Source organism: Leptospira hartskeerlii, from assembly GCF_002811475.1.
GTDB lineage: Bacteria > Spirochaetota > Leptospiria > Leptospirales > Leptospiraceae > Leptospira_B > Leptospira_B hartskeerlii.
In genome coordinates this window covers 419,411-446,067 of record NZ_NPDL01000002.1, presented here as the reverse complement: position 1 = coordinate 446,067, position 26,657 = coordinate 419,411, and the positions used below count along the sequence as shown (strand labels likewise).

Annotated in this window: 26 protein-coding genes; 10 read left to right on the top strand and 16 right to left on the bottom strand. The window is 40.1% G+C overall.

The genetic code is table 11. The features are described 5' to 3' along the window. Positions 1-289 precede the first annotated feature (289 nt). The 6 genes from CH352_RS05055 to CH352_RS05030 form a co-directional block, all read right to left on the bottom strand. A complete protein-coding gene (locus tag CH352_RS05055; RefSeq protein WP_423789683.1) occupies positions 290-1,609 on the bottom strand; it encodes an N-acetylmuramoyl-L-alanine amidase in 1,320 nt (439 codons plus the stop codon). A gap of 134 nt (positions 1,610-1,743) precedes the next feature. After that, positions 1,744-2,499 carry a hypothetical protein gene (locus CH352_RS05050; protein ID WP_100705381.1) on the bottom strand — a complete coding sequence of 252 codons (756 nt, stop codon included), beginning with the start codon at positions 2,497-2,499 and terminating at the stop codon, positions 1,744-1,746. A gap of 54 nt (positions 2,500-2,553) precedes the next feature. After that, complete coding sequence (locus CH352_RS05045; protein ID WP_100705382.1) at positions 2,554-3,240, bottom strand: O-methyltransferase; 687 nt, start codon at positions 3,238-3,240, stop codon at positions 2,554-2,556. Between the two features lie 3 nt (positions 3,241-3,243). Beyond that, on the bottom strand, positions 3,244-4,074 hold the full coding sequence (locus CH352_RS05040) for an MBL fold metallo-hydrolase (RefSeq protein ID WP_100705383.1): 831 nt from the start codon (positions 4,072-4,074) through the stop codon (positions 3,244-3,246). Continuing rightward, the gene (locus CH352_RS05035; protein WP_100705384.1) at positions 4,074-5,507 is read right to left on the bottom strand and encodes a M16 family metallopeptidase; all 1,434 of its coding nucleotides are present in this window, start codon (positions 5,505-5,507) and stop codon (positions 4,074-4,076) included. The genes CH352_RS05040 and CH352_RS05035 overlap by 1 nt, the downstream gene beginning before the upstream one ends. After that, positions 5,504-7,081, bottom strand: a complete 1,578-nt coding sequence (locus CH352_RS05030; RefSeq protein ID WP_100705385.1) for a M16 family metallopeptidase — start codon at positions 7,079-7,081, stop codon at positions 5,504-5,506. Before CH352_RS05030 ends, CH352_RS05035 begins: the two co-directional genes overlap by 4 nt. 95 nt (positions 7,082-7,176) lie before the next feature. Here CH352_RS05030 and CH352_RS05025 point away from each other — a divergent pair, with 95 nt between their 5' ends. Next, complete coding sequence (locus CH352_RS05025) at positions 7,177-7,797, top strand: hypothetical protein (RefSeq protein ID WP_207766640.1); 621 nt, start codon at positions 7,177-7,179, stop codon at positions 7,795-7,797. A 17-nt stretch (positions 7,798-7,814) separates the two neighbouring features. Next, the gene (locus CH352_RS05020; RefSeq protein ID WP_100705387.1) at positions 7,815-8,234 is read left to right on the top strand and encodes a lipoprotein; all 420 of its coding nucleotides are present in this window, start codon (positions 7,815-7,817) and stop codon (positions 8,232-8,234) included. Between the two features lie 106 nt (positions 8,235-8,340). Here the strand turns inward: CH352_RS05020 and mpl17 are convergent, their stop codons facing one another. From mpl17 to CH352_RS04990, 6 genes are all read right to left on the bottom strand, one after another. After that, positions 8,341-8,736: a cell surface protein MPL17 gene (mpl17, locus tag CH352_RS05015; protein ID WP_100705388.1), complete on the bottom strand. Its 396-nt coding sequence runs from the start codon at positions 8,734-8,736 to the stop codon at positions 8,341-8,343. A 37-nt stretch (positions 8,737-8,773) separates the two neighbouring features. After that, positions 8,774-9,268 (bottom strand): YajQ family cyclic di-GMP-binding protein, encoded by a 495-nt coding sequence (locus tag CH352_RS05010; RefSeq protein WP_086448387.1) that lies wholly within the window; start codon positions 9,266-9,268, stop codon positions 8,774-8,776. A gap of 1 nt (position 9,269) precedes the next feature. Beyond that, on the bottom strand, positions 9,270-12,029 hold the full coding sequence (gene alaS, locus CH352_RS05005; RefSeq protein ID WP_100705389.1) for an alanine--tRNA ligase: 2,760 nt from the start codon (positions 12,027-12,029) through the stop codon (positions 9,270-9,272). A gap of 83 nt (positions 12,030-12,112) precedes the next feature. Further along, positions 12,113-12,511, bottom strand: coding sequence for a 30S ribosomal protein S9 (gene rpsI, locus CH352_RS05000; RefSeq protein WP_100705390.1), 399 nt, complete (start codon positions 12,509-12,511; stop codon positions 12,113-12,115). 13 nt (positions 12,512-12,524) lie between these two features. After that, entirely contained in the window at positions 12,525-12,974 is a 450-nt protein-coding gene (rplM, locus tag CH352_RS04995; RefSeq protein WP_100705391.1) for a 50S ribosomal protein L13, read from the bottom strand. Positions 12,975-13,041: 67 nt separating this feature from the next. Then, positions 13,042-13,821 carry an LA_0442/LA_0875 N-terminal domain-containing protein gene (locus CH352_RS04990; RefSeq protein ID WP_425268937.1) on the bottom strand — a complete coding sequence of 260 codons (780 nt, stop codon included), beginning with the start codon at positions 13,819-13,821 and terminating at the stop codon, positions 13,042-13,044. 138 nt (positions 13,822-13,959) lie between these two features. Between CH352_RS04990 and CH352_RS04985 the strand changes: the two genes are divergently transcribed. The 4 genes from CH352_RS04985 (at position 13,960) to CH352_RS04970 (ending at position 16,838) form a co-directional block, all read left to right on the top strand. Beyond that, positions 13,960-14,643 (top strand): hypothetical protein, encoded by a 684-nt coding sequence (locus CH352_RS04985; protein ID WP_125169469.1) that lies wholly within the window; start codon positions 13,960-13,962, stop codon positions 14,641-14,643. Between the two features lie 101 nt (positions 14,644-14,744). Beyond that, complete coding sequence (locus CH352_RS04980; RefSeq protein ID WP_243396214.1) at positions 14,745-15,380, top strand: hypothetical protein; 636 nt, start codon at positions 14,745-14,747, stop codon at positions 15,378-15,380. A gap of 111 nt (positions 15,381-15,491) precedes the next feature. Continuing rightward, complete coding sequence (locus tag CH352_RS04975; RefSeq protein ID WP_243396215.1) at positions 15,492-16,070, top strand: hypothetical protein; 579 nt, start codon at positions 15,492-15,494, stop codon at positions 16,068-16,070. 207 nt (positions 16,071-16,277) lie between these two features. Beyond that, the gene (locus CH352_RS04970; RefSeq protein ID WP_243396216.1) at positions 16,278-16,838 is read left to right on the top strand and encodes a hypothetical protein; all 561 of its coding nucleotides are present in this window, start codon (positions 16,278-16,280) and stop codon (positions 16,836-16,838) included. Between the two features lie 49 nt (positions 16,839-16,887). Here CH352_RS04970 and CH352_RS04965 read toward each other — a convergent pair whose 3' ends face one another. After that, the gene (locus CH352_RS04965; RefSeq protein WP_100705396.1) at positions 16,888-17,532 is read right to left on the bottom strand and encodes a YceI family protein; all 645 of its coding nucleotides are present in this window, start codon (positions 17,530-17,532) and stop codon (positions 16,888-16,890) included. A gap of 58 nt (positions 17,533-17,590) precedes the next feature. Here CH352_RS04965 and thiL point away from each other — a divergent pair, with 58 nt between their 5' ends. The 3 genes from thiL to CH352_RS04950 are packed head-to-tail and all read left to right on the top strand — an operon-like array spanning position 17,591 to position 21,062. Next, positions 17,591-18,511: a thiamine-phosphate kinase gene (gene thiL, locus CH352_RS04960; protein WP_100705397.1), complete on the top strand. Its 921-nt coding sequence runs from the start codon at positions 17,591-17,593 to the stop codon at positions 18,509-18,511. Between the two features lie 49 nt (positions 18,512-18,560). Next, on the top strand, positions 18,561-19,889 hold the full coding sequence (locus tag CH352_RS04955) for an MFS transporter (RefSeq protein ID WP_100705398.1): 1,329 nt from the start codon (positions 18,561-18,563) through the stop codon (positions 19,887-19,889). Between the two features lie 9 nt (positions 19,890-19,898). Continuing rightward, on the top strand, positions 19,899-21,062 hold the full coding sequence (locus tag CH352_RS04950) for a DUF418 domain-containing protein (protein WP_100705399.1): 1,164 nt from the start codon (positions 19,899-19,901) through the stop codon (positions 21,060-21,062). Positions 21,063-21,077: 15 nt separating this feature from the next. On the opposite strand, the gene CH352_RS04945 is transcribed toward CH352_RS04950, so the two are convergent. Next, positions 21,078-24,917: a PAS domain S-box protein gene (locus CH352_RS04945; RefSeq protein ID WP_100705400.1), complete on the bottom strand. Its 3,840-nt coding sequence runs from the start codon at positions 24,915-24,917 to the stop codon at positions 21,078-21,080. Positions 24,918-25,000: 83 nt separating this feature from the next. Here CH352_RS04945 and CH352_RS04940 point away from each other — a divergent pair, with 83 nt between their 5' ends. Beyond that, entirely contained in the window at positions 25,001-25,516 is a 516-nt protein-coding gene (locus tag CH352_RS04940) for an MAPEG family protein (RefSeq protein ID WP_243396218.1), read from the top strand. Here CH352_RS04940 and CH352_RS04935 read toward each other — a convergent pair. Further along, positions 25,500-26,120, bottom strand: a complete 621-nt coding sequence (locus CH352_RS04935; protein ID WP_100705401.1) for a hypothetical protein — start codon at positions 26,118-26,120, stop codon at positions 25,500-25,502. The two genes, CH352_RS04940 and CH352_RS04935, sit on opposite strands and share 17 nt — an antisense overlap. Positions 26,121-26,144: 24 nt before the next feature. Beyond that, positions 26,145-26,657 (bottom strand): SseB family protein, encoded by a 513-nt coding sequence (locus CH352_RS04930; RefSeq protein ID WP_100705402.1) that lies wholly within the window; start codon positions 26,655-26,657, stop codon positions 26,145-26,147.

Here is a 26,657-nt window from a genome sequence, read left to right as displayed (position 1 = left end):
CTTGGGTTGGAAAACCAAATTCCAGAAAGGAAAAGAGATTAGAAAACTTTCCTTTTTCTGCCATGAATTTACCATCTTCCAGCAAAACGAATCTTCGCAACAAGAATCAGTGGATAAATTTTTTTTTCCTTAAAGAATCGAACTTACGAGTTCCTAACAGAAAGGAGCGTTAGACGCGAAACATTTTTATAATACAGCGTAACTTAGATATAATTCAATAAATCCATCCCTTTTGGGATATCAAAAACACCGAAACGATAGCACACTTACAAAGTTAGCGGAATGAAAATTACTCATCCCTCACCACTCTAAAGTAATTTCCTTCTTTCAAGTTCTCATAACGTGCCCAGTCTATTTTCTTACCTTTAGGAACGTAAGGTAGATCTGCTGATTTTATTTTGATGCCGTGGAACAAGGAATAAACACCAACCGCCAAACTGATCGCGGTATCCTTTCTTCTTTGGGTTAGGATTTTCATATCCTTCTCCTTATCAATATAACCAATCTCTAAATAAGCGGAGATTGCATTGATAAATGTAGGAAGACTATAAGTGGAAATATAAGGCTTATTGATTGGACCGGGGTTGGATAATTCTTCTTCCGAATTAGGTATAGTCCTCAAACCATATTGCAAAAATCTCATGAGTTCCGCTGCGGCGTAATGATTGTCTCCTCCGAATCCTTCTGCGCCGTCTTCTCTTCTCCAGAGTTCAGGCTCTGCTCTTTCTCTATCCCAGAATTTTCCTTTAGCGGAATATTCGGAATGTTTTTTAGCATAAGGGCCGGGGCCATCTAACACTGCTTTATCGATCCAACCGGAAGGATCCGCATATTTCCAAGTCACCATGTTTTGGCGATACCCTTCGAAATTAGAAAGGTCTGTTTTTTTTCCGGATTTATTCGGCCAATAACCGTTAAAATAGATCCAAGCATCCGCCACTGCATTTTCCAAACGGGACCATTCCATTTTGAAACGCATCCATTCGCTCCAAGGTCCTTCTTCGAAAGACTTGGAAGATTTTCCTTCAGAAATTTTTCTTAAAGAATAGAATGTTCGATAAGAAGGAGAAAGTACTGCAGCCATTCCTCCAGGATGTCCCTTCCAACTTGGATTCAAATGTAAAGATAGGACTAAATAAGGTCGAGCAGCGTTGATCCTGGAAATTCTTCCAGGTTTGAGCTTTCCGGATTTTTTATCCGGATAATCATACAATCTATAAAAAGCATTCGGGTCGGAAGCCAGATCGGCTCCTTCTTCTTTTGCTGTTTCTTCTCTTGTGAGGTCTGAATCTATTCGTATCCAAGGAAGTGTATCGTTTGTAAATTTTTTCGCGTACGATCTGAATGTCTCGAATCCTTCCGGAGTTTTGGTAAGATCCAAAATTTCTTTTACTTCTTTTGCAAGAGCGAGTACTACTTCACTTTCTCTTCTGGATTTTGTTTGGGCACCGGCCTTATAAGGTTCCAGATATTTATTGGAGATCGGATCGTATTTATCCCCATGTTCCTCTTTGGGTTTCAGATCCAAACCTCCATGGCCCGGATCTATGACTATATTATAGGTTCTTTTCGGGGTTGTTTCTTGAGAAGAAACGGAGAATGAAAAAATTAGGAGTAAAGGAATGAATAAAATTTTTCGTATCACGTATGGAAATTTATTTCTCCGGGGATATCAGGCACAGCCTGCTATCCCCATGTGATACGTCAAGGAAGGAATCCGAATGTTTTCCCTCCGGAAAATTTTTAAAGTTTGGTCTCTGCGTACACCATATTGCGGTTATCGCTCAGATCTATTTTATATTTCTCCCGGACATTCTTACTTTCCTCTTCAGTTTTTAATTTGCTGAGGATAGAAATTCCGTATTCTTTCGCGATCCTAAGATGCATGAGGCTGTCCTTAAATCTGGAGTCCCTTCTCATCTTCTCCGCTTGGATGAATTGGTAGTAAGCGATCTGAAGTTTATGCTGGTTATTGGAAACTTCTCTTCCTGCATATCCTTTCGCTGCAGCGCCAGGCCCGGACTTTTGCTCTATGGAAACGATTGCATCAGCACATTCTCCCAATAACTGATCCACTTTTTGGTTATATAGATCGGAGAATTTTCCGTACAGTTTGTTGGTCTCGTCTTCCGTTTCTTTCATCTTGCGGCCGGCAACAACATACTTGCGCATTAAAGAATATCGATAAGCTTCGTTGTATTTTTTCCAAATCGTATCGAAGTCCTGTTGGGAATTCTGGACCTGAGATCCGAAATTTTTTACAACCACCTCTAAGGCACCTAAATCACCTTTGATCTTGTTCTGAGTGGAATCTATAGTCCGAGCAAAATGGAATTCCTCCAAATAATCTCCCTGGTATTTAGGATCTTCGGCCGCGTTGGCCAAGGCAGAACCCTTACCGTCATTACTTGTAGGTTTATTTTGTGCAGTTACGCCGTACGAAATTAAGAAGAATGCCGCAAGAACCGCGACGATCCGAGGGAAAGAAATTTTTGTCATGTGATCGACCCTTCGCGGTAATATAACACAACGCTTAAGAAGCAAACAAGCTTTTTATTGCCTAAAATCGAAACATAATATTCCGTCACCGACAGGGAATAAGGTGTATTCTATCTTAGAATTTTTGATTAGTGACCATAATTTGCGCACCGCTAGGTCAGAAGGAGCTTGGTTTTCAGGATCTGCGATCCTTCCGTGCCAGAGAACATTATCGTAGATCACTCTTAGATTTCTGCTCATGCCTTTTTCCAAGATCATTTCCAAAATTTCCGGGTAACGGACCTTGTCGCAGTCCACAAACATCAGTTCTTTTTGGCCCAAAGAAGAAGTTTCCAAAAACTCTTTTGCGATCTCAGAACAGTCTGCATTCGTAAATTCAACTCTATTAGAGTCCGGCTCCAGTTTGGCAAAAAATTCTTTCGCAACTTTTATAAAGTCTGCTTCTCTATCTACAGTTTGGAGTCTTGTATCCTTGCGAACTGCGGATAAGAGCCAGAATAAAGAAATCCCATAACCTGTACCCAATTCCAAAACTACATCAGGATCCCAAGAAGAAGCCAAAAATGCGAGAACTGCCCCGGAAGCCGGTGTCAAAACGGGAAACTTATCTTGAGCGGCCTTCTTCTCAAGACTCTCCAACCAATCATAAGGACGTTTTACCAGCTCGGAATGGATCCAATCTTCCAATCCTTCCTTATAAATAGAAGTCCCGTATTTCTGTTTCGGATTTTGAGAAGCCATAAATTAATCCGGAAGGAAAAGATGTATCCTATCCCTTTCCGAAGGAGGGGTTTTTTTATATAATATTTTCCGAATATAGGAAGGAGGGTAACGTTTTGAAAAATGTATAAGGACTATTTTTTCATTTTTAAAGGAAGAAAGATGATGTAAGATCTCATCCAGATGTATATGTCCCCACTCTCTGGCATCTTCTATGTTTCTTTCATGATCTATATAAGTACATTCTAAAAATAGGATCTCGGATTCAGCAACATCCTTATGAGAAAGAACGTATTCGATCTTAGTATCTCCGGAAAAGCTGACCACGGGTTTAGAATGAACTTCGTTGATCTCAATCCCTTCTTCTTTCTTTTTTAAAAGGTCATTTCGATCTAATCCCGCAAATTCGGATCTCAACTTTTTCTTTCTTTCGTAGATCGTATAACCTTGCGAATCCACTCTATGGAATGTTTTCCAAGCTTTAAAAAAATGGTATGCATCTATCTCGATCTCTTCTCCTTCTTCCAACCCTTTCATTTCATAGTGGTAGGAAAAATCCTCAATCTTGGAGTAGAGTGATAAAATCTCCCTCATAGGAGCTTCTAAAGTTTTAGGAAGATAAATTTTAGGAGGCCCTAATTTACGTAAGGACCTTTGAGAAATATAATAAGGAAGCCCGGCAGAATGATCCAAATGTGCATGGGTCAATAATAATCTTTCTATATTGATACGATTCGGATTTTGGTGTCCTATATCGAACATCAAACTTAAACGAGGCATGACAACGGAGGTACGAATTCCTCCCTCTGAAATTCCTTCGAATAAATATCCTCTATGTTCGAATTTACAATCCATTACGGAATAGGATCTTCCGGACCGATCGTTTTTTGTCCAGGCAGGTCGGAAGAGACGGAAGATTTCGGTCCTGAGATCACTGCAGTGAGTTTATCTCTTCTAAAATACATTTTACCCACTCTTCTCAAATCCGCAAGAGAGACATTCTGGATTTTATCCCTATAATTCTTAAGATAATCCGTAGGCATTTTATGTTCTCTGAATCGGACTTCGTTGCGCAGAATTTCCACAGAGTCGGTAAATAAGAAGATAAACTTATTTAAAATAGCCTCTTTTGCATTTTTTAATTCATCTTCACTGATATTAGCGAATGTAGAATCTCCCAAAATTTCTCCCATAAGATTATAAACTTCCGTGGTACTTTGGGATTTCGTCTGAGTAAAAAAGTAGATCACAGAATGATCTTTTTCAAACACTGGATGACTGGAAGAAGAGTAAGCAAGCCCCTTATCCGAGCGGATCTTACTCATAAAGTAGGAAGTAAAACCTCCACCCCCGACTAAATAATTCAAAACTTGGACTGCATAAAAGTCTTTATCGTTATGAGCAGGACCTACACCTAAAAACAAGACTACGTTTTGTGTATTTGCCTTATCTACGATCAGATTTTTGATCTCTTTTTGTTTTAGATTTTTATTCAATTCTTCCGGACTGGAGCCTTGGGATTCAATTATAGGTGTTCCCGAGAATGTAGGCAAAATATCTCCTAAAAACTGAGGAATCTCTTCCTGGTTCCATTTACCGCTTACCAAGATGGAACGTCTGGAACTTAATAATTGATTTTTATAATATTCTTCCAGATCTTCTTCTTTTAATTGCTCTAACGCGGATAAGGAAAGAGTTTTTCCTTTTACTTTTCCATGGTAAACAAGCTCGTTTGCCTTTCTAAAAGCGAGTCCTACTATATTATCGTTTCTTCTCTTAATCTGTTCGCCCAATTGTAATCTTGCGAGCTCGAACGCTTCTTTTCCAAAGAGAGGTTGTTTTAAAAACTCGGAGATCAATGCCTTGGACTCTTGGTCGTATCTGGAAAGCCAGGAGAATGTCAAAGTTACTGTGTCCAGATCGGAGTCCACTCTCAGCTTAGAACCGTAAGATTCCCAGACTTCCGCAAAACTTTCACCGGGATGAGAGTTTGTGCCTCCCTTCTTCCAAGCTTCTGGAAAAATTTCCACTAACTCAAAAGGTGTTTTAGTATAAAAATCGGGTCCCGAGTAAAATGTAATCTCCAGAGTTTTGATCGGAAACTCGGAGTTTTCCAAATATAAAATTCGAGTATTCGGATCCTTGCCGATTTCCTTAATCTCAGGAAAATGGAATTCTAAAGCTGGGATCTTTACGTCCTTTACAAAATCTCCCGGAGCAGCCTCGAGGCTAACAAAAGCGAATAAAAAAACAACGGCAGAAATAGTTAATCTTTTTATAATATTCATTTTTTCTCTCCGTCTGAATTGATCAGATCGCCCACAGTCAAATTTCTAGGCGTGAAATATTTCTGAGCCACTCTCATAATATCTTCCGGAGTGACTCTATCCAAACGTGCGTAATCGTCGAAAATTTCAGTCCAATCCCCCGCGACTAATTCGTAATAAGTAAGAACGTCCGCAAGTTTAGAATTACTGTTTAAACCTCGAATATAATCCGCAACGATCTGATTTTTGATCTTCGCTAATTCTTCTTCGGTAACTGGCTCTTTTTTGAGAGTTTCAATTTCTTCCAAGATAGAAGATTCAATCTTATCCGGGTCGGCACCTCTTACATTCGTCACATAGACCGCGAAAAGATTCGCGTATCTTTCGCCTGGTTCTCCGGTCCAACAAGCAACTCTTTGTGCAAGTTTATCCCTTAGTACCAATCTCTTATACAGTCTCCCGGTTTCTCCCTGAGATAAGATCGCGTCTATCAATTCAAAAACAGGTTTATCAGGATGAGGAGAAGCAGGAGTCAACCAACCCATCACCTTCATAGGCCCGGAAGAATGTTTTACGCTCACTCTTCTGGTTTCATGATCAAAACTTTCCGGCTCATGAGAAAGTTTAGGAGAAGGCCCATCCGGAATATCTTCAAAATATTTCCTAACTAGTTTTTCGGTCTTATCGAAATCCAGATCTCCTACGATCCCGATCGCCATTTTATGGGGTCTATAATTCTTTCTGAAAAATTCTTCCGTTTTATCAATGTCCAAAAAAGGAAGATTGGATTCGTAACCTATCACAGGCATTCCATAAGAATGTTTCGGGAACGCCGCCCCTAAAAACTTTTCTCTTAAGATACCCATTCCTTGGTTTTCCACTCTCATCCTGCGTTCTTCCAGGACAACATCCCTTTCCGTATAATATTCTCTTAATATAGGATCTTTTAATCTATCAGATTCCAGTTTTGCCCAAATCTCTAATCTATTTGCAGGAAGAAGGATTTGATAATTAGTAACATCGTTTGTGGTATACGCGTTAAAACCTGTGCCGCCATTCTTCTCGTAAATATAAGAGTCTTCATTGGAAACCACGAATTTACGATGGAGCTCCAACAGATTTTTGAATCTGATCTCTAAAATATTTTTATCTTTGATCAGTTTTTCAGGAACGGGCTCCCCTTTAACAGCCAATTCTCTTTCTTGTAAACGATAAGAATCTAAACGTTTTCCCCAAACACGGATCTGATCCAGGTATACTTTTTCTTTTTGAGCGTCAGTAACCCCGATATTCTTCGTACCTTTAAAAAGCATATGCTCTAAAAGGTGGGCTGTGCCCGCAATCTCAGGAGTTTCATCCGCAGCTCCCACTAAAAATTTGGTATAAACTGCAACAGTAGGAGAATCTGCCCTCTTCATCATGAGAAGCCTGATCCCATTCTTCAAAGTCACCTTCCTAACTCTGGACTCCAAAGTAGTTCGGATCTCTGAGAAGATGTCTTCGTTAGCGGAAGCTTCGACGTTAATAAATAAACAAAGAGTAAAAAACAAAAAGCTGAAACGAGAAATGACTGACTTGGAAAGATATTCCCACATAACCAACAAGATTTCCTCTAAAAGTTATGTTGTCCAGATATTACCTAGAAAAAATCCCGCTGGTTTTTGTACAGGGGAGCTTTAAACTAGGAACTATGTTGCGGGTTTTGTCGGTCTTATTCCTGACTTTTTTTTTAGGGTATTGCGAACCAGCAGATCCGGAATATAGAAGAAAGGTTTGGGATAATGTAAGCGATTCAGGTTTTATTTCCCACGATTACTTCCAAGTAGTGGTGACAGTTCCAGTCCCAAACCAAGAAAAACCCCTAATACTATTGAGAGAAGATTGTAAAGCGAGAGCGATCCGAAAAAGAGACGAGATGTCGGTGAACTTGTTATTAGCCCAGGTCTCGGAAGAAAGAAAAACTTGGATCGGGGTCGGAGTCAATTCTACAGTTCCAAAGTATGAGCCTCTTCCTGGACCACCCCAAGCGGTTCGGACCAAGTCTAATTCTCCTATGGGTGCTGCTTCTATCGCGACCCAAAATATACAGACGCCGGCTGAGGACGATTCTCCGGAAGAAAAAAAAGAAAAGAAGAAGACGGAAATCGTAAATGCTGATTATCTAACTTACCGAGCTTCTTTCGCTTGGCTTTTAGATAAACTGTTCTTATACAGAGAAGATTATAGCGACCCTAAGAGTTGTACTTTCGTTTTTAGGGTTGTGGATGCGGACTTACTAAAGCGAACCTTAGAATCTAAAATAATTCCATAACAAAGGAATCTAACGCTATGCATATAAAAACGATTTTTACGTTACTCGTCGTTTCACTCATTTCAGTATGTAAAACACCGCAAACGGAAGAGCCTAAAAAAGAAACTCCGAAGAATGTAGTGGAGGAATCCGCTCCCACCGAAGACGACCAATTTGTAAAAGCAACCGAAGGTTTCATTAGCTCTTCTACTTACCAAGTTGTTGTATCTTCCCTGGATAGCAATGAAGGCGAGGCATTAGATCTAGCCAAAAAAAGAGCCTTAAATCTTTTTATAGCGGAGAAGGGAGATTCATTCCGCGCTACTGACCGTAAATTCCTGAAAGAGTTAGTAGACTCAAAAGGTAAGATCGTAAAAGTTTCTAAACCGATCAACGGAAAGACATACTATCTATTTCACGTATCTCAACCGGATCTGAAGATAGAAATTAAGAAATGATTTGAAATCCTGCGTATACAGGAAATCCTACAACGTTTATCTCTTAAAATAGATTCACATAAAAAAGCGGCCTCGGCCGCTTTTTTCACATCGAAACAATATTCGGTTATTGTATAATTTCTTTTTGTAATATCTTTCCAGGAATACAAATATTCCTGTTATAATCGCAGTAGAAAATTTTTGCGTGAATTTCCAACTCACCTTTTCCTTCTAATTTCAATTGCATAGGTTCTACAGATTCGAAATATTCTTTTTTGCGGACAGAAGTCTTACCTTTCAACTTTAAATCTGCAGAAACAACTTTTAATCCGGACCCGGGATTGAGCAAGATACGATGCGGAGCTTCTCTTTGGACCCCGAAATTTTCAGGATAAACGACCTTTAAAAGATAACCGGAAGGTGAGGATTTTTCTATCTTGAATTTGATCGGGTTTTCTTCTTCTGCCGAAAGTCCTGAGATCAGAAAAATAGAAATAATTGCGAGATATAGAAAACGTTTCATATATAAATTAGACCCTTATCGTTTCCGAATGTTTTTATTAACCCTTAAAATTTTGGAATTGAACGTCAAAAGGAAGGTCTGCAGATTTTAAGAGTTTCATAATCTCTTGAAGATCGTCCTTCTTCTTACCTTGGATCCTGACACAATTTCCCATGATGGTAGGGATCACTTTTAACTTAGAATCTTTTACGATCTTAGTGATTTCTTTAGTCTGTTCTTTTTCGAGACCGTTACGTATTTTCACTTTCATACGAACAGTATTGCCGGTAGCAGGTTCTAACTTTGATTTAAAATCGAAAGATTTTAGGCCAAGCCCTCTTTTAGCCATCTTGTTGATGAGGACATCGATCACACTTTCCAACTTTGCTTCGTTATCGGAAATAAGAGTCAGATTCTCTTCTTCCAGTTTAATCTCCGACTTGGAACCTTTAAAGTCGAATCTGTTCTTGATTTCCGCAATCGCTTGAGTAACCGCGTTTTGTAATTCAGGTCTATCTATCTCGGAAACAACATCAAATGATGGATCGCTCATCTTATTTTCCCCCGTTCAAACTGGAACTTGCCTTTTCTAATGCGGACTGAACTGCTTCTTCTACTTTGGAAACTTCTTTTCCTCCGCCTTGGGCCATATCCGGTTTTCCGCCGCCCTTTCCACCTAAAATTTCACAGGCAGTTTTGACTAGTTCTCCGCAGTGGATCTTTCCAACCAAAGAAGAAGAACAAGTGATTACGATACTTGCATCTTCCGTGTTTTTGCTGGCAAGAATGGCCACTATTTCTTTTTCTCTGACTTTGATATTATCAGAAAGTCCTTTTAACGCCTTTGCATCCTTAGATTCAAAAATCGCAGAAACAATTTTAACAGATCCGATCACTTTAGAATTTTCGAATACTTTTGCGATCACTTCGGGGTTATTCTCGAAGTCTCTGGACTCTCTGTTCTTCTTCTCTTTTAAAAACTTGGATTGAGTCTCTTCCAATTCTACGGATAGTTTTTCGGAAAGATCTCTAAGCGAAACTACGGCATCCGCCCCCTTGGATGCAAACAAAGATCTGATCTCATCGGGTCCTGGGATTATTGTTTTGATGGAAAGTGAACTTCCTTCTGCCCCTAACTCATCTTTGATCTTAAGATTCAAATTTTGGACCGCTTCCGTTAATTCTGCAAATCTGTTTTGGAAGGTTTCCACAACAAGAGGGCCTGCCACTGCTTCTATCCTTCTATTTCCTGCACCTGGGCTGGATTCTTTTTTAATGAAGAAGTATCCGATATCTCCGGTATTACCAACGTGGGTCCCGCCGCAGAATTCCAAGGAGCGATCTCCCATCTGAAGGACCCTTACACTGTCTCCGTATTTTTCGTCGAAGGCGGCGACTGCTCCGGTCTTCTTAGCTTCTTCTATCGGAAGCACCTTAGTATCCACAGGAATATGGCGGACAATACTTTCGTTTACCCAAGATTCTATATTACGAATTTCTTCTGCACTCAAAGGGCTTGGATGAGAGAAGTCGAAACGCAGATATTCAGGAGAAACGATGGATCCTTTTTGAAGAACATGATTTCCAAGAAGATTTCTAAGAGCTCCGTTCAATAAGTGAGTTCCGGAGTGATGGAATTTAAGTCTTTCTCTTCTTTCCTTTTCCACTTCCAACATAGCCTTGTCTCCGGCCGAGAAACTTCCGGAAAGAACAGTTCCGATATGAAGAATGATATCATTCTCTTTTTGAGTATCCAAAACCTTAAAGACAGATTGTCCTTTTCGAATGAATCCTATATCTCCAACCTGTCCCCCACCTTCCGGATAGAATGGACTGGAAGAAAATACTAATACTCCGGATTCACCTTCTTTAAGCGCCGAAGTTTGCTTATTATCTGAGAATAAAAATTTAAGATCCGACTCAGCTTCTAAAACATCGTAACCCAAAAACCGGGTCTTATCTGTTTTGATCCCTGTGAATAAGGAAACCTTATTTGCTTTCCAAGTCTCGCGAGAAGATTGTCTGTCTTTCTCCAATTCTTCTTCGAAACCTTTTCTATCAAAAGAAAGGCCGTGTTCTGCTACGATCTCTTCCGTCATCTCCGCAGGGAATCCGTAAGTTCCATAAAGTAAGAAGCTATCTTTTCCGGAGAATGTGCTGGAACCTTCCGACTTAGTTTTGGAAACCAGAACTTCTATTTTTTCCAAACCGATCTCTAAGGTTTTGAGAAATAATTCCTCTTCTGCGAGAAGTGTTCTTTCCACTGAGGAGATATGTTTTTCAAGATCGGGATATCTTTCTTTATAAATATCACACACCGATCTGGCTAGCTTGTGTAAGAAAGGTTCTCTCAAATCTAGTTTTCGCGCAAACAATACCGCTCTACGAATTAAGCGACGTATAACGTATCCTCTTCCTGTTCTGTCCGGATAGATCCCGTCGGACACTGTGAATAACACGGAACGAATATGGTCCGTAATCACTCTGAACGGGACTTTTGTGGATTCGTTATAAGTTTTGCCGGAAATCTTTTCTACTTCCGTAATAATCCTACGAAGTTCGTCGGTATCATAAACCGAATCCACTCCTTGCAAGAGTAGAGCGACTCTTTCCAATCCGGAGCCAGTATCAATTCCGGTTTGTTTGAGCGGATGAAGATTGCCTTCGGTGTCCTGATTGAATTGGTTGAATACTATATTCCAAAATTCTAAAAAACGATCGCAATCGCAACCGGGCTTGCACTCGTATTTGACTCCACAATCCGGAAAAGCCTTTTCAGGTCCTCTGTCCAAATACAACTCGGAACAAGGTCCGCAAGCACCACTATCTCCAGCCGGTCCCCAGAAATTATCTTTTTTACCTAAACGAGTGATCCTATCCTTAGGAATACCTTTGGAGACCCAGATCTTCTCTGCTTCATCATCATTTTCGAATACTGTGATCCAGATCTTTTCTTTAGGAAATCCAAGATAATTTACGGAACAATCCAATGCGTATTCGATTGCTTCTTCTTTAAAATAATCTCCAAAGCTGAAGTTTCCAAGCATTTCGAAGAATGTACAGTGCCTTTCGGTTTTACCGACATTCTCCAAGTCAGTTGTTCTAAGACATTTTTGAGCAGAAGTTGCTCTTGTATAAGGAAGTTCCACTGCACCGGTGAACAAAGGCTTGAACTGAACCATTCCTGCAGTAGTGAATAGAAGTGTAGGATCTCCCGCAGGTAAAAGAGAAGAAGAAGGAACTACTGTATGGCCCTTCTCCTTAAAATAATCCAAAAAGATTTTGCGGACTTCGGAAACTTTTTTAAAATTCATGATACCCCTAAAAACAGAAAATGCCCGAGGTCTTGCTAACAAGAACTTCAGGCATTCCCAAAAATAGATCTAAAAAGCGTAGATTAACGTTTAGAGAACTGAGTTCCTCTACGTGCTTTGTGTAGACCGTATTTTTTACGTTCCACCATACGTGGGTCACGAGTCAGAAGGCCTTCTTTTTTAACAGTAGCTCTGAACTCGGGATTATAACGGCAGATCACTCTTGCAAGTGCATGACGGATCGCTCCGACTTGTCCGATGATCCCTCCTCCGGAAACATTTACCTTAAGATCAAACTTTTCGGTAACGTTCATCAGAGTTAACGCGGTTACAGCTTCTTTAATATTAGAACGGCTGTTTTGCAGATAGTCTTTGTAATCTTTATCATTGATTACAATCTTTCCGGAACCTTCTTTTAATTTTACGCGGGCGATTGCGTTTTTGCGACGACCTACTGCCCAGATTTCCTTAGCGCTTGCCATATTCTAATATCTCCTAGAGTTCCAGTTTGATCGGCTTTTGAGCGCCTAGATTATGCTCGGTTCCTGGGAAAATTCTGAAATGAGTTAACATTTCAGCACCGAGTTTACTTTTAGGAAGCATACCTTTCACTGCTTCGTATAAGATTTTTTCAGGTTGTTTCGCTCTCATGTTTTGGAGAGTAGTAGCTGTCATACCACCTGGATAACGAGAGTGATGGAAATATTCTTTTTGAGTCTCTTTATTTCCAGTCACAGCTACTTTAGCGGCATTAATAACGATGATATTATCTCCACAATCAACGTTGGGAGTAAAAGTAGGTTTATGTTTACCGCGGAGTCTAGTTGCGATCTCCGAAGCGAGACGACCTAAGGTTTTGCCTTCAGCGTCGACTACGAACCAAGCCTTATTAGCTTGTTCCTTTTTCAAGGTAGGAGTTCTATGCGGTTTAGATACGATTGGCATGGGTATGTCCTGTATTGGCCAATTTCGCGTACCGGCCTAAGGGGTCAAGGAAATACGAACAAAATTCCTAGAAACCAAGGCTAAAACTTGCTTCTGCGCCCCAGCCCATTCTGCCTGCAGACCAATCAGGCTTAGGTACGACTGTCCAAGCCACAGGATTAACAGAAGATCCCTGTTCCCAAGATTTTCCCAGGAAATAAGTACGGACCAATTGAGCCAGATACACGCCACCCAATACATATACAGAAGTATTATAAGCTTGGACGGAACTTTCATAATCAGCTCTTGCTCCTGGAACTACAGTGAGAAGGTAAAAGTTTGCAATCCCGCCTCCATATATATATGAGCCGGTTGTGCTGCTCTTGGAGACTGCGTCGTCGTATTTACTTTTCGCAGATTCTGCTTCGGATCTGGCATAACCTGCGAGTGCTAAGCTGCCCAGGAATGCTCCACCTGTGATCTTTGCTTCCAATTTATTATCAGTATACCATTGTCCCCAGCCAGGAAGAATTGCGGAGCGCCATACTGCACTCCATCTGTTCCTGCTCGGTCCCGAAATGGTCGAAGAAGTAGGAGGAGTTTCGATGACTTGGACAGGCTCCTCTACTACTTGAGGGTTTTCCTGGACCTTCTTCTCTTCTTCCTTACGAATGCGGTTCTCTTCTTCTTTTGTAATATCTTTATAAATAATTTTTAATATATCTCTTTTGTTGATGGTCTGTTTGCCCGATTCAGATTGAACAGTGATCGTCTTCTCATTTTGACCTACTACATTACCAATCACCTTACCTCCTTTACGCAGAAGAATGGTCTGATCGGCAAATAATAGGCTTGGAGTTAGGAACATTGCCAATAGGAAAAAAATTATAGAACGGGCTTTAAGTTTTGGACGCATCTTGGCAGAATAAAAAACTTTTGGACAATTTAGTCAAGTGTTATGATAAATTCCTTGAACTTTGTATAGTCCTCTAGGGAGTGTTGTATTATGCGAAGTCGGAATCTGATCCTTATTACCTTTTTGTGTTCTTCCTTTTATTACAATTGTTTGGGTGATAAGACCTGTTCTGACGAGGATAAAAGCTGTAGCACTCAGGCTCTACTTACTTCTGCCCTAACCGTTCCGAACGGGATCTATATCTATTCTACACTTACAACATACCAGGGTAATCTTGCCGCTTTCGACAGCACTCCTGAGATCAGCGGCCAAAATATCTGCAGAGGAGAAAAGTTATTCTCCTCCCTTGTGAATCAGTTCTGTCCGGATGTGTGGGCATTCATTTCAACCGAATCTGTTCCTTTATCTTCTTTTGCTACTTCCTTCTCCGCTCCTATTAATCTCCCTGTCTTCGGCCCTACCGGCCTCCAGCTTGCTTCTACCTGGGATAATTTCACACTCGGTTCAGTAAGTTTGGATCGACCACTATCGGACGCCGGCTTAGGCACAGATGATTTTTGGACTTTTGCGGGGACTCCGGGAGGTGGACTTGCCGCGAACAATTGTAACATCGGATCTGATAATACAAATATAGTATCGGGTGCAACCGGTTCCGCTAAAAGTAAAAACACAGACTGGCTGAACCCGAGTGCTGCGACAGCTACTTGCGATACTCGACATCGAGTGCTTTGTGTTTGTTTCACTCCGGATTCTTCCAGCGCTCAAGCTCAATAGATTCTTCTTATTAAAATATTCTTATCGAAAGAAAATCTTAATATTGATTGTTTCTTTCGGAAACTTCTTGCATAAAAAGTAAAGTAGATCCGTATATAGATGTGAAATCGATTGTCCTTTTTCTTCTTTTGGCCTTTTTTTCATTCAATACATGTACCGAAGAGAATGTATGTTCTAAAGAAGATAGAGCGTGCAGCTTTACCGAAATTTTATATTCATTTATCGCTCCACCTCCCGGAATATATATTTATTCCTCTTTCAATTCTTACCAAGGCGATTTAGCCAATTACGGACCTACCCTATTCGATAGCCTCATGAATCTCTGCACAGCAAATCGGATCTTTGCGCCAATCATATCTTCTTGCATGAATGTTCTTCCGGGAGTTTCAAGTGATCTAATGTCTATCGATCAATATCCTGTAAATTTCCCCGCATTTGATGGAGACAATCTTATAATTAGGGGATCAAAAGGAAATATCATTTCTCGGAGTTTTAACTGGCTGATAGCAATTGGGCCTGATGTTGCTTCCCTAAGTAATTCAGGAATCACGACTGAAGAATTCTGGACTTTTACCGCTGCAGGCGGGGGTTATTCGACAAGTTGCCTCGATGGGCTTTCCAAGAGCACCGGCGATAACGGGACCACTGGAAATCCGATCGATCAAAGTAATACTTGGGTGGGTGCTAATGTTGCGACTTGTGATCAGTATAAAAAAATCCTATGCTTTTGTTACTAAATTTTCCTAAGTAAATTTCTTGCAAAAAGAGTCCGTTTGGTTTTTAATCATACGGTGAAATTTTTTCTTCAACTTTCCTTCTTCTTGCTAATCCTTTCTTCGAACGCATGTATGAGTTCAAAAGTTTGTTCCGATCAGGACAAAAATTGTAGCATTCAAGAGCAGATATATTCTATGATCTCCGCTCCTCAAGGGATATATTTATATTCAACTCAAGCCACCTACCAAGGAAACTTGGCGGTCTACGGATCTACCTTCGAAGAAAGTCTCCATAATATCTGCACTACAAATCGTGTATTTGCATCGATCATTAATTCAAGTTGTATGAATGTTCTTCCTCTAGTTTCAACTTCTACAAATGCACTTTATAATTTTGCCTCGCTATATGGTATTCCGAATAGTACAGCGTATCCTGTTAGAGGAGCAAGAGGAGATATGATTGCCACCTCATGGACAAATATATTTTCCGCACTACTCATGACCATGGAACAAGCAGGCGTCACTTCGCAACCGTTTTGGACATTTTCCAATTCGGGAGGGGTTTATAATTCTGCGGACAATTGTATTAACGGAACGAGCACCGGGGCCACCGGCGGAATTGGATCCCCGACGGATGCTACTAACGTCTGGCTCTTATCGGGAGCTCCGGTGTGTTCGGAGTCTCATCAGATCATTTGTATTTGTTATTAAAAATAGAAGGGAAAGTTGTTTAGGAAGTTAGGTTTTAGCTAAAACAGAAGATATAATTTCTTGCTTAGGGATTTGCGTAATTTTAACATAGGTTAGATGACTCCTCGCATTCTTCCTGTTTTACTTTTTTGTGTTTTATCTAGTGGTTGCCTTTCCGACAAAACCTGCTCGGACCAGGATAGAGGCTGTAGTCCACAAGCAATATTAATGAGTATTCTTGTCTCGGCGCCAGACGGGATTTATCTATATGCGACGAACACCAGCTATAATGGAAAGTTAGCTGTTTTGGGAACTGGGAGCCTGGATCCCAGCTTAAACTTTATATGCGGCCAGCAAAGAATCTTTTCGAATATTATAGATACTAAATGTTCTAAATACGCTCCATTAGTTTCTACTTCTCTTACTCCCGCTGCTTCTCTTAATACATCCTATTCGGACTTTCCTACGACCGGAGTTCCAATCAGGGGACCCTTCGGTACCATTATCGCCCAAGATTATGCCAACTTATTTGCAGTTGATCTAGAGGATACTATGGTATCCGCAGGTATAGCAGACCAAACCGTCTGGAGTTTCTCGGACGGCAACGGCGTTTATGATACTACAAATAACTGTTCTAACGGAGATGATGACGGTTCTCTGTCGACGTTCGGATCGGCGGGATCTACAGCCTTGAAGAACCAAGCAAGCTGGTTCAACACAGGTACTCGCTCTTGCTCGGAATTGCATTCAATTCTCTGTCTTTGCTATGTTCCTACTTCGGGTGGCTAAGGACATTCTGAAATTTATTTTAAGCGGAGCTCCGCCCCGCATTTCAATCTTATTTACAATCTTTCTTTAAAGTAGATTTGATAGTAATCTCTACATCGGGCCAAAGAACAGACTTTCCGTCCTTACCCTTGTGTAGATCATTGCAGACTGCGTTCAACGCAGTTAAGGCCTTGTTTGCATTCCAATTGTTTACATCCAAAGAACCCTTTGCTTCCAAAACTTCTTCAGCTAAAGTAAATTGTAAAGGAACATCTTTACTCACTCCATTCCAGACAAGTTTAACAACTCCGGTTCCGGATTTTCCATCTGCTTCTAGTTTTACAGAAGATACTGATCCTTCTATCTTTCCGTTCTTTTTCAAATTTCCGAAAAATGCACCTTTGATCTTTGGATCTCTTTCCGCATTTCCGCTATCCAGATCCATAGGATCGATAGAGAATTTTAATCCCTTTAATGAATCTGGAACATTAGCTGCCGATTTAGCCCCGGAAATACTTACTTTGGTGAACTTGCCACCCACTCCCGTTTTTTCAGTGAATTTAAAAGCCTTCCAATCTAGAGTAGTTGCTTCTTGGCTCACGGAATATTTACAAGAAGTTTCAGCGGATAACGAATTGAATTGCAAACTTCCAGCAAGGGAGAATACTGAAAAAATCAGTGCGGATTGATAAAAAGAATTTATACGTGATTTCATGGTCTTATACTAGGGTTGAAATAAAACAAAGTCAAGATTTTTAGATATTGGAAAACGCTTGAACGAAGAAGAACTCATCTCCTCCTTATATCCTCCCGGCAAAGAACAGGAAAACGACTGTTATTCGGACAAAGAAGGAAACTTAATCACAACAGATACGATAGTAGAAGGAACTCATTTTCGTTTGGACTGGAGTCGTCCTGAAGATTTGGCCCACAAGTTGGTGGAAGTTAACGTATCGGATATAGCCGCGGCTAACGGAACACCCCAAAAGGCATTTTTTAATTTCGGACTTTCTCCTTCCTGTAACCGAAAAGAATTTTTAGAACCGTTTATTGATTCATTTAAGAAGGCATTAAACTACTACGAGATTGAGCTCTGCGGTGGAGACACCTATAGGACACAAGAGCTAAACTTAACTTTAACTCTATTAGGAAAGTCAAGCTCCCCTGTAGATAGAAAGGGCGGAACACCCGGAGATAATGTATATTTAAGCGGTCATATAGGTGCCTCTCTCTTAGGTTATAAAATATTAGAAGGTGCCCATATTTCACTCTCTCCGGAAGTCAAAAAGATCGCATTGGATAGACATTTAAGGCCTAAATCCAGATTGAACTTAAGCCGTTCTTTATATTCAAGAAACAGAATACATGCAGGAATGGATCTGACCGATGGACTCAAACAAGATGTATTCAAATTAGCTAAATCTTCCGGGGTTAAGATGGAATTAGATCTGGATAAACTCCCTTTCGAGAATGGAGTTAAAGAAGCTATCGGGATAGAAGGAGTTTTAACTTCAGGTGAAGAATTAGAACTCTTATTTTTATCTCCTGACGAACTACCTTCGTCCTGGGAAGGGATCTCTATCAGTAAGATAGGAACCGTCTTTGCTTTGGAAAAAGGTGAATCTCCCCAAGTAAGATACTCTTACGAAGGAAAATCTTACTCTCCTAAAGAATCCGGATTTAGGCATTTTTAATCAAATTCTACTTGTGCGTCCGACATATACCAATCATTCTTCCCGATCGATGAGAAAAGGTCTACTATCCTGGATTCTACCTAGTCCGCCTAAACCGTTACGCTCCGAGTCGGAGATCCGTTCCATATATCCAAAGTTTCGTTGGAGAATTTTAGAAGCCACTTTTCTCGGATATTCCGTCTTTTATACTGTCCGGAACAATTTTCCGGTAGTTTCCAAGGAAATTGGACAAGCACTCTCTTATTCCCAAGAACAAATCGGAAATATTTTAGCGATCACTGCTATCTCCTACGGGATCGGAAAATTCCTAATGGGAGCTCTATCGGATAGAAGTAATCCGAAAGTCTTCATGCCATTAGGTCTTATCCTAACAGGGATTTGTAATATATGCTTCGGAGCTTCTTCCGATTACCAAACACATTTGATTTTATGGGGACTCAACGGTTTATTTCAAGGGATGGGTTGGCCTCCTTGCGGAAGATCCTTAGGTCACTGGTTTTCCGTCAAAGAAAGAGGGGAAAAATTCGCAGTCTGGAACATCGCACATAACGTTGGAGGCGGATTGGTTGGAGTGATCGCAGCTTATAGTGCCTCCTGGTTTGGATGGAGAAACGCATTTTATATTCCTGCAGCACTTTCATTTTTAACTGCCATCTATTTGTATTTTAGATTATTGGATACTCCTCAATCTGTCGGACTTCCCTCCATTGAAGAATATACCGGAACAGAAACCGACTCAGCAAAAGTTTCAGAATCAGAAAGAGAACTCAGCTTTAAGGAAATTTTTATAGATCTAGTACTTTTAAATAAGTATATTTGGGTCTTTGCCATAGCAAATTTTTTCGTGTACATAGTGAGGTATAGTCTTACGGATTGGGGTCCTTCTTACTTAAAGTTCGCTAAAGGAGCCAGCTTAGAAAAAGGAGGGATCAGCACTCTAATCTATGAATTCGCGGGAATAGGTTCCACTTTGCTTGTCGGTTGGTATTCCGACAAGGTGGGAGGAAAAAGAGGATTAGTCAGCTTGGTCTGTATGGTACCAATCTTATTCGCATTGTTCGGGATCTTACTTGTTCCGCCAGGATATTTATGGGCGGATCTTACACTATTCGGTGTGGTCGGATTTTTTATATATCCACCTGTTATGTTACTCGGAGTAGCTGGACTGGATTTCACTTCTAAAAAAGCGGTCGGGACAGCGGCAGGATTTATCGGCCTATTCGGTTATTTAGGAAGAACAGCGCTTTCTAAAGGTTTAGGATGGATGAGTTCCTTCTCCTGGTTTCGCTGGGAATATTCAATATCTATAATATTTATTTCCGCCATCTTGGCCATAATTCTGCTTGCATTCACCTGGAACTGGAAACCGAAACACTAAAGGATAAATATGAAAAACAGGATCGGATTCATCGACTTTTTACGAGGATTTGCACTTTTAGGGATACTCGTTGTCAACCTACCTTATTTTTCAAAACCGATGTTTATAGTAGCTTCCTTGGGGGAAAATTCCACTCTATTGGATTCCGTAGGCTCTTGGATCGTGGCGTTTTTCTTTGAATCAAAATTTTATGTATTATTCTCCTTTTTATTCGGTTATGGTTTTTTTATCCAATTGGAGAATAATACGGAAGCAAACTCAAAATCCAGATATTTCAGAAGGATATTAGGTTTAGGAATATTAGGACTTCTGCATGGAGTTTTCTTATTTATCGGGGACATTCTTCTTTCTTATTCAATTTTAGGAGCATTGCTCTGGTTTTTGAGAAACAAATCTTCCTCCTGGTTGCTAAAACTTTCCCTATTATGTTTAGTGATAGCTGTGTTTTGCAGAATAGGAATGAGTTTGGCAGAAGTAGAATTAAAATCTCAACTGACGGCAAATCTTCCCCGTCTATTGGAAGAAACTAGAAAGGCATATTTAGGAGGTTTCTGGGAAAGTAATGTACAAAGGACGAAGGATACTATTCTCTCCATTCCATTTTTGGTATTTTATCAATGGCCGACAGTTTTCTCCATGTTCTGTTTGGGTTTTTATGCAGCCAAAAATTCGCTCTTTACTGACTGGGAGAGAATCAAACCAGGATTTAAAAAATATTTTCCTTGGGCGTTACTCTTTGGGATCTTAGGAAATCTTGTTTATACATTATATTCTCGTCATATTCTCCCGGAAAATCCAAGCATATTCTTGAAAATTATCTACGCAATCTCGGATACTTTTAGCGCCCCTGCACTCACATTCTGTTATGTGTATTTGCTCGGGAATTATTATAACTCAGGAAGAAGTTTTGCAGATCGGATCTGGTTTGAGGCAATGGGAAAATTTTCTTTGACCTGTTATTTGGGAGAATCTTTAGTTTGCACGTGGATCTTTTGCGGTTGGGGACTCGGGTATTTTGATCAATTAGGTAGTTATATCGTTCTGCTATTGACTGTTCCGATTTGGATTTTCTTTGGAGCATTTTCCTTAGCATGGAAAAGATATTTCAACTTAGGTCCTATGGAATGGATCTTGAGATCTTGGACCTATTGGAAGATTATCAAGATCTTTTAGAAAATTAAGTGATGATCAACTCATCCAACGAAAGATAATCCGAGCAAAATCCGCTTTTACCGCTGGCTTACTGATATAATCATCCATCCCAGCCTCTAAACATCTTTCTCTTTCTCCGGACACTATACCGGCAGTCACTGCAATGATTGGGACCCTACGTCCGTCTTTTTCCAGAACGCGAATTGCTTTAGTAGCCTCATATCCATTCATTTCAGGCATTTGGATATCCATAAAGATCAGATCAGGGTTAATTTCTCTAAATTTATCGACTGCTTCTCTTCCTGTTTGAGCCTCTATACATTTTGCCTTCGGAAGGATTTTTTTAACGATACTTTTAGCGAGCATCATATTTACTGAATTGTCTTCTGCAATTAAGACGGTTGCGGTTTTATGAATGCTAGGAGCACCTTCTTGATCTCTTCTATTCAAAGGAAACTCAAAAGGTTCCTTAAAGATCTGATTTCTAGCAAGAATATCGAATAATTTCTGCATATGGATCGGTTTAGAGATCACCTCTTGGACCCCCAACTTTCTGGATTTTTCCGTAAATGATTCTCCTTCTTCTGGATTCACGATCAGTACGATCGGTTGGTCCTCGCTTCTGATCTTTAGATCTTCTCTTACTTTTCGGACTAACTCCAGGCCGTCTCCTTCCGGCATGTTGGAATCCATCAAGATCATATCGTATCTATTTCCGCTGGATAATGTTTGTAACATCTCTTCTCCGTTTTTGGAGAAGTCCGCGGGAATATTCTGCATAGATAACATTTCTCCGATCAATTTTATGTTTTCTTGATCTTTATCCGCAACCAAAACCTTTTTGATAGAACGAAGTCTGATCCAATCTTCTCCCACTATTTCGGAGATATTCAGTTTTAGATCGAAATAGAATATACTTCCTTTTCCTAACTCACTCTTTAACTGGAGTCCGCTTCCCATCATAGATAAAAGTTTATTAGAGATAGCAAGCCCTAAGCCTGTGCCCCCAAATCTACGAGTGGTAGAAACATCTCCCTGGGTGAATGCTTCGAATATTTTATCTCTCGCATCAGGCGCGATCCCGATTCCCGTATCTCTTACCGAGAATCTGAACTCTCCTTCTGTTTCGGAATTTTTTTTGAGAAGTTCTATCTTTAATTCGATTTCACCTTCTTCCGTAAATTTTACGGAGTTGCTGAATAGATTTACTATTACCTGTCTAAGCCGAACACTATCCACTTTTACGAATCTGGGTACATCCCAAGCAACATTTACGATAACTTCCAATCCTTTTTTTTGAGCTTGGAACTTGATCGTATTTACGATCTGGCTACAAAGTTCCAAAAGGTTTGTCTTTTCATAAGATAACTCTAACTTTCCCGCTTCAATCTTAGAAAAATCTAATATATCATTAATAATATCCAGTAAAGACTCGGCGGATTGGAATACGGTCATCATATATTGATGTTGAGTAGAATCCATGGAAGTCCGTAGTAAAAGATCTGAGAACCCTATGATCCCATTCAGAGGAGTCCGTATCTCGTGACTCATATTTGCCAAGAAGTCCGACTTAGCTCTATTTGCTTGTTCGGCAACTAGTTTTGCTTTTCTTAATTCTTCCCTTTGTAGACAACTTTCTGTGATGTCTTGAGTGAACATCATGATCCCGCCTATGGAACCGTCCAACTGGTACCAGGGCCTTACTTCCCAGCGAAGATATTGATCATGCTCCCAACCATCTGGTCTCCATACATCTTCATCATTCTTTAAAACTTCTCCGGATAAACATCTTCGATGTATATTTTTCCATTCTTCCGAAATATTTCCGAATACTTCGTAATGCGAAAGTCCTATGATATTTTTTCCGAACAAATGGTATTCTGATAACCATCTTTCACTTACGGCAACGTATTTAATCTCCGTATCGAACATGGCGACTGCGGCAGGAGCATGTTCGACAAATGCGGATAACCTGGATTTTTCTCTAAATAATTCCAGCTCCGCTTTTTTTCTCTTATCGATATCATAAAATGCTCCGTAGATCCGGACACATTCTCCGTTTTCAAACTCTGCGTTACCTACGGTCCTGACCCAAAGTTCTTTCCCTTTCGCAGTAATAATCTGGATCTCCAGATCGTACGGCTCGCCCATTATTTTAAGCCTATCTATCAATTCTCTAATTTGATTTCGGATATCTCCTTCTTTAACAAATCTTAATACTCCCTCTTTATCCGGCTCAAAATCCATAGGGACTTCGAACATTTCTTTCATTACACCGGACCAGGTTTGGTCATCGGTTTTGAGATCCATATCCCAGGCACCGATCTTAACCATTTTATTCGTCTGCTCTAAAAGCTCCTTGGCATGACGTAATTGTTCTTCCGTTTTTTTAATCTCATCGATGTCCATGATCTGAGAGATAAAGTGGTTAGGCATTCCGTCGGCATCGCGCACCAAAGCCACAGAGAGAAGTATCCAGATGATCTCTCCGTTTTTCTTAATATAACGTTTTTCTAAATGATATCCTGATCGTTTTCCTTCTAAAGTTTCCTTTAGCAACTGCATATCCTTTCCGATATCGTCCGGATAGGTTATATCCCTAAAGGTCAGTTTGGATAATTCTTCCCAATCGTATCCTAACAATTTGATCAAATTTCCGTTTACCTGGATCCATCTCCCTTTCGGATCCAGGATTGCCATGCCGATTGCAGAATATTCGAAAGCGCTCCTAAATGAGCTCTCCATTCTTTTTCTTTCACCGATATCTCTGGCGATTTCTGCAGAACCGATAATCTTCCCTTCTGAATCAAACATTGGAGAAAGAGTAATGGACATCTCGATAGAATGACCATCCTTAGATTTGCGTACGGATTCGAAACTAGATGTCTCTTTTTCAGAGATCACCTTTTGATTGATTTTGGATTCCAAATTCTTGGATTCTTTTGAAACCAATCTATCAAAATTTGATCCTAAAATCTCTTTGGAGCTGTAGCCGAATATCTTTTCGGCACCACGGTTCCAGGAGTTAATCGTTCCATCCAGATCTTTCCCGATGATCGCGTCGTCGGAAGCTTCCACGATCCTTGCTAGTTTTAGATTCGCTGCCTCTGCATTCTTAATTTGCGAAATATCGCTTACTATAACGGAAAAACCGACTACTTCCCCATTCCTAAAATCCGGTATATATTTTGCTAAAGAATATCTAAAACTTTCTCCGTCGGGTGAAGGAATTCTTCTTTCAAATAATTGAGTTTCACCTTTCAAAACATTTTGAACATAAGGAAAATTTAATTTGAATAGCTCATCACCTAAAACCGCACTCATATGCAAGCCCACTATCTTTTTGGCGTCTATTCCGAACCAATTTTGATATGCATCGTTCGCTAATCTATTGATGAGTTTAGAATCCCAATAGCCGATCATATCCGGCAAAGCGTTGATCAAAGAAAGAAAGTCCAATTCCATTTTTATGGAATTCAACTCAGATCCTTTTACGACCCGAATCCCCCCAATACATATATGATCACCGGATGGATCTTTGCAGATTTTTAGTTTAGTATCCGTCTCCACCTCGGAACCGAAAAGAGTCTTATAGCGGATAGGAATAATTGCAGATTCCGAAGTCTTCCCCAACTGATGATTGATCAGCTCGTCATCCTTTTTTGAAAAGAGATCCTTCCAAGAAAGGGAGGCAAGATCTTGATCCTGTGCAGGAAACCCTAAGACGGATCTGAATTTAGGATTGATCCAAAATCTAGTTCGATCCGAAAGATCCAAGGCCCAAATCCCATCCATCCCTTCGGTTTGGACAAATTGGAAAACTTCCCAATCGGATTGTATCTGTCGATAAACTGCCTTTTCGAGTGATTCCCGCATTTTTATAAGTAAGAGACGAATTGAAAGGGCTTTAAAACTACCGAAGAAACGTCGCGAGTCAATGAAAATGAAAAAGAAACCGTATGAAATTTATCATCTTTTGCTTGCAGATTAAAAACGAAACTATTCCATATAAAATTCTTTTCGATCCAAAAGGTTCAGAAATGCAGAAAGAATATTGGCTTCTTCCGATCGGAGCGTTAGCTCTACTGACTTTTCTCGTATTATTGCAAATACCTATCCGACGTTTTTATGCAGGCTTCATCGGTAAGGTAATCCCGGACGATTTCAAGTTTGGAGAATCCAAAAATGTTCCGGGGTGGGTAACTATTGCAAATCGGAATTATATGAACTTATTGGAAATGCCACTATTGTTCTACTTGATCAGTCTCATACAATATCTAACGAATTTTAGCGATCCAATGAATTTTCGACTATCTTGGGTCTATGTGGGACTTAGAGTTTTACATAGCCTAATCCATCTCACTTATAACAACGTTATCCACAGATTGGCCATCTTTGCGGTGAGTAATTTGGTCTTGTTTGGGATTTGGGTAAACTATTTCGGCAAGTTTTTGGAGATCATTTTTTGGGGATAAAAATTTCCTTAGATAACGCCCTATCTAAAGTTTTTAATCCCATAAAACGTCCCAACCTTTCGTATTCTCCGCCGGGAGAATAGAAAGGTGCCAGGAATATAAAGAAAACCTGATAATAGAAATCGTATGTTTCCGTTAAGTCTACTGAACCTAAAAGTTCGCCCTTAGAATTGTAAAAGTCAGTACTCATTGCAAACGAGCCTTCTTCTCTATATGGGCGAAAACCCCAACCTTTGGAAAATACGTAATCCATTCCCCGATCTTCCGCTTGCGATTCTACGATCTTAATTTGGACCTTCAGATCCCCATCAGTAGAAGTAACCACCTCTCTAAACAACCCAGAGTCCTCATATGCGGAAACCAAAAGTTCCGTCCAAATTTCTTCCCTACTTTTCTGCTCTTCTTCTTCCAGATTATAAGCGCGATCATCCTTTTCGGGAATATAGATCACTTTAATAGAAACTTTTTTATAATGTTTTAATACTTTTCCCTCGTTCAAGCTAGAGGGAGAAGAAAGTTCCGATCTAGAAATAAGGATACAGTTCGTGGATAAGACGGATAAGAGAAGAAGGTGAAAAGTATATATTCGAAAAGAAGAATACATGGGTGAGTTCGCTAAAAAGAGAGATTATTTTTCTTTTTGCAACAATTCCAAATGTTCTCTAGAGAGCAACCATAACGTAGAGCCCGGATCTATAGCCACCCCAGAAACTCCCTTGTTCTGTAGGCCCAAGGCCCATAATTCTTTTGCTGTGATAGGAACAAGCGCGGTCTCTTTTTTAAAATAGCGGATTGATTCGGAAGGATGGGAAAATGCGGGCAAGAATACTCTGCCACGTTCATCGCTTACGTATAATAATACGATAGGTTCCGGTCCTTTTTTACTAGGGCTTTTCTTCTTTTTTTTAGCAGCTGCTTTCTTTTTAGGTTTTGCCTTTTTAGCCGTTGCTTCCGCTCCAGCATGAGGGATCAAAAAATAAGCTTTGGTAAGTTCGGCAGAAAGTTTTTCTAAATTCTTCTCGGAACGATTTTTAGAATAGAGATAGATCGCCTCTCTGAAATTAGCATTTTCTCCGTCAAACTTGGGGATAGGCTCAAAATATTCTTTAATGGAGGATAGAACGTTTTTGAAACTAGACAT